This is a genomic window from Streptomyces sp. SID1328 (genome assembly GCF_009865595.1).
In the GTDB taxonomy this organism is placed as follows: domain Bacteria; phylum Actinomycetota; class Actinomycetes; order Streptomycetales; family Streptomycetaceae; genus Streptomyces; species Streptomyces griseoluteus.
Window position 1 is genome coordinate 1 of the sequence record NZ_WWKH01000096.1, and the last position, 3,958, is coordinate 3,958.

General features: G+C 73.9%; 4 protein-coding genes. 3 read left to right on the plus strand and 1 reads right to left on the minus strand.

Annotation, left to right across the window (positions count from 1 at the left end):
* Nucleotides 1–188: 188 nt before the first annotated feature.
* Entirely contained in the window at nucleotides 189–881 is a 693-nt protein-coding gene (locus tag GT030_RS02990; RefSeq protein WP_161199693.1) for a GntR family transcriptional regulator, read from the minus strand.
* Nucleotides 882–1,077: 196 nt separating this feature from the next.
* Between GT030_RS02990 and GT030_RS02995 the strand changes: the two genes are divergently transcribed.
* From GT030_RS02995 to GT030_RS03005, 3 genes are all read left to right on the plus strand, one after another.
* Nucleotides 1,078–2,382 (plus strand): MFS transporter, encoded by a 1,305-nt coding sequence (locus GT030_RS02995; RefSeq protein ID WP_161199694.1) that lies wholly within the window; start codon nucleotides 1,078–1,080, stop codon nucleotides 2,380–2,382.
* Nucleotides 2,379–3,218: a putative hydro-lyase gene (locus GT030_RS03000; protein ID WP_161199695.1), complete on the plus strand. Its 840-nt coding sequence runs from the start codon at nucleotides 2,379–2,381 to the stop codon at nucleotides 3,216–3,218. The genes GT030_RS02995 and GT030_RS03000 overlap by 4 nt, the downstream gene beginning before the upstream one ends.
* 28 nt (nucleotides 3,219–3,246) lie before the next feature.
* Nucleotides 3,247–3,958, plus strand: a 712-nt coding sequence (locus tag GT030_RS03005; RefSeq protein ID WP_161199696.1) for a 5-oxoprolinase subunit PxpA, incomplete at its 3' end; no start/stop codon positions are given.

A 3,958-nucleotide genomic window follows, 5' to 3' on the forward strand; every position in this document is an offset into this window, starting at 1 on the left:
GCCAGCCCCTCGTCGGCGGCCGGGCCCGGCGCGGGGCGCGGCGCCGCGCTGAGCTGGGGCGGAACGCTGTCCGTCGGTGCAGGCGAAGTCACGGTGCACAGATTAGGTCCTCGGTCCGACAACCACCCAAACGGTGTGGAAGCGACGGCCGTCACAGCGGCGCGAGACCCCCCCGGCCTCAAGGCGTCTCACTGCTCGTCGACCCGGCGGCGGTAGACCTCCAGCACTCGTTCGAGGGAGTCCGCGAGATAGGTCGACAGCAGTTCCTCCGCCCCGGCCCGGTCGCCGGCGCGGAGGGCGTCGAGGATCTGGCGGTTGCGGGCGAGGTAGGGCTCGTGGAGGCGGCGCGGGTGGTCCACGTGGTGGAAGGCGAGCCGGAGTTCGGCGAAGACGCTGCGCATCAGCTCGTCGGTGCGCTCGCTGCGGGCCAGGGCGACCAGTTCGCGGTGGAAGTGGAAGTTGGCCGTCCCCAGCGATTTCCAGTCACTTTCCCGCGCCGCCGACTCCCCCTCGGCGACCGCCCCGGCGAGCTTGTCGAGGGCGTACGGGGGTTCGCCGAGGCCGCGTACCACGGCGCACTCGACCAGGTCACGGGTGCGGTAGATGTCCTCCACGTCCGCGACGCTCAGCACCCGGACGAAGACGCCCCGGTTGAGTTCGTGCACCAGCAGCCGTTCATGGGTGAGCAGCCGGAACGCCTCGCGCAGGGTGTTGCGGGACACCCCGAGGGCGCCGCCGATGCTGTCCTCCGACAGCCGGGTGCCCGGCGGGAAATAACCCTCCGCGATCCGGCTCCGGAGGATGTCGGAGACGCGTTCGGCGGTGCTGGTACGGCCCAGGAGGGCGCGGTCGTCGGCCAGTTGACCCAGCTGCTCTGCCATGCCCGGAATTCAACCGCAGAGCCGGGGGCGAGACAACGTACCCATTGAAGGATCGTTGAACGATCCTCTACGGTGCTCCGCACGGCCCTCCCCCACGAGGCCGGCACCGCACGGCCCCGCGCCGCACGACCCCGTGCCGCGCGACCCGCACTGCTCACCGACCCGCACCCCCTCACGCTTCTGCGAGGTGCCGCCCATGAGCACGACTCCCCCGCCCCAACTGACCGCCGTCCCCGACCAAGCCACCCACGAGGAAGGGCCGTTGGGCTGGTTCCGCGCCCTCGGCCCGCGCGGCCGCCGCGCCTTCGCCGGGGCCTTCGGGGGCTATGCCCTCGACTCCTACGACTACTTCACGCTGCCGCTGACCATGGTCGCGCTGGCCGCGTACTTCAACCTCGACAGCGGCCAGACCGGGCTGTTCACCACGGTCACGCTGGTGGTGTCCGCCGTCGGCGGGGCCCTGGCGGGCATGGTCGCGGACCGGATCGGCCGCGTGCGGGCCCTGATGATCACCGTCGTCACCTACGCGGTGTTCACGGTCGCCTGCGGCTTCGCCCCCACCTACGAGACGCTGCTCCTTTTCCGCGCCCTCCAGGGCCTCGGTTTCGGCGGCGAGTGGGCGGTCGGGGCCATCCTGGTCGCCGAGTACGCGAGCGCGCGGCACCGGGGGCGCACCCTCGGCGTGGTGCAGAGTTCCTGGGCGGTCGGCTGGGGTCTGGCCGCGATCGTCTACACGCTGGTGTTCTCCTTCGTCGGCGAGGACCTGGCCTGGCGGGTGCTGTTCTGGACCGGCGCGCTCCCCGCCCTGCTGGTGGTGTGGCTGCGCCGCCGGGTGCACGACGCGCCGCAGGCCGCGGCGGCCCGGGAACACAGCCCGGAGCGCGGCTCATTCACGGCCATCTTCCGGCCGGGCACGTCGAAGGAGCCGGGGCTGCTGCGCATCACCTTCTTCGCGAGCCTGCTCTCCACCGGCGTGCAGGGCGGCTACTACACGCTGGCCACCTGGGTGCCGACGTACCTGAAGACCGAGCGCGGCCTCTCCGTCGTCGGCACCGGCGGCTATCTCTCGCTGCTGATCTCCGGGGCCTTCCTCGGCTATCTGACCGGCGGCCACCTCACCGACCGGCTGGGCCGGCGCCGCACCATCTGGCTGTTCGCCCTGCTGTCGGCGGTCTGTGTGCTGGCGTACGCCAGCATCCCGCCCGGCGCGGGCACCCTGCTCCTGATCCTGGGCTTCCCGCTCGGCTTCTGCATGTCGGCCATCTTCAGCGGCTTCGGCTCCTATCTGAGCGAGCTGTACCCGACGCCGGTGCGCGGTACCGGACAGGGCTTCACCTACAACACCGGGCGCGCGGTGGGCGCGGTCTTCCCGACCCTGGTGGGCTTCCTGGCCGACAGCTGGGGCGTCGGCGGTGCGCTGGCGTTCGGCGCGGCGGGCTACGGGCTGGCGGCGCTGGCGCTGTTCGGGCTGCCGGAGACGCGCGGACGGGAGCTGGCATGACCCGCCCCGACCTGACCGGCGACCGTCCCGTGGCCCTTGCCGAGTCCGGCGCCCGCGACTGGAGCCCCCGCACCGCGCGGGCCCGCTTCCGGGCGGGCCTGACCGGCCCCACGGCGGGTGTCGCCGCGGGCCACACGCAGGCCAACCTCATCGCGGTGCCCGCCGACTGGGCCTACGACATGCTGCTGTTCTGCCAGCGCAACCCCCGCCCCTGCCCGGTGCTGGACGTGACGGACGCGGGCGCGGTCACCACCGTCCTCGCGCCCGGCGCCGACCTGCGCACCGATCTTCCGCGGTACCGGGTGTGGCGGGACGGCGAGCTGGTGGCCGAGCCGTCCGACGCGCGCGAGTACTGGCGGGACGACCTGGTGGCGTTCCTGCTGGGGTGCAGCTTCACCTTCGAGTGGGCGCTGGCCGGGGCGGGCGTGCCGATCCGCCACGTCGAGCAGGGCCGCAACGTGCCGATGTACGTGACCGGCCGGCAGTGCCGTCCGGCGGGGCGGCTGCAGGGTCCGATGGTGGTGTCGATGCGTCCGGTGCCGCCGGAGCATCTGCGGGCCGCGATCCGGGAGAGCGGGCTGCTCCCGGCCGTGCACGGCGGCCCGGTGCACTGCGGCGACCCGGCCGCCCTCGGCATAGCGGACCTGGCCCGGCCCGACTTCGGTGACCCGGTGGACATGGCGCCCGACGACATCCCGGTGTTCTGGGCGTGCGGGGTGACCCCGCAGGCGGCGGTGACGGCGTCCCGGCCGCCGTTCGCCCTCACGCACGCGCCGGGGCAGATGTTCCTGACCGACGCGCGCGACGAGCAGTACCGCGTGGTCGGCGTCGGCTGATCCGCGTACCCGAGGAGGTTCGTACCCGATGACCGTGACCGGACCGGTCGATCTCAACGCCGACCTGGGCGAGGGCTTCGGCCGCTGGCAACTGACCGACGACGAGGGGCTGCTGTCCGTCGTCACCAGCGCCAATGTGGCCTGCGGCTTCCACGCCGGGGACGCGGCGACCATGCGCCGGGTGTGCGACCTGGCCGCCGCGCGCGGGGTGACGATCGGCGCCCAGGTCTCCTACCGGGACCTCGCCGGCTTCGGCCGGCGCGCGATGGACGTGCCGTCCGCCGAGCTGGCGGCCGAAGTCGCCTATCAGATCGGCGCGTTGGAGGTGTTCGCGCGGGCCGCCGGCGCCCGCGTGGCCTACGTCAAGCCGCACGGCGCGCTCTACAACCGCGTCGTCCGGGACGAGGAGCAGGCCCGCGCGGTGGTCGACGGGGTGCTCCTGGCCGGCGCCCGGCTGCCGGTGCTGGGCCTGCCCGGCTCACGCCTGCTGGAGGCGGCCGGGAAGGCGGGGCTCCGCGCGGTCCCGGAGGCGTTCGCGGACCGCGCCTACACCGACGAGGGCACCCTCGTGCCGCGCGACCGGGAGGGTGCCGTGGTCAGCGACCCGGATGCGGTGGTGGCACGCTCGCTGGACCTCGCCCGCTCCGGCGAGGTGACCGCGCTCTCCGGCGCCCGCGTCCGGGTAGGGGCCCGCTCCCTCTGCCTGCACGGCGACACCCCCGGCGCGGTCGGGCTGGCCC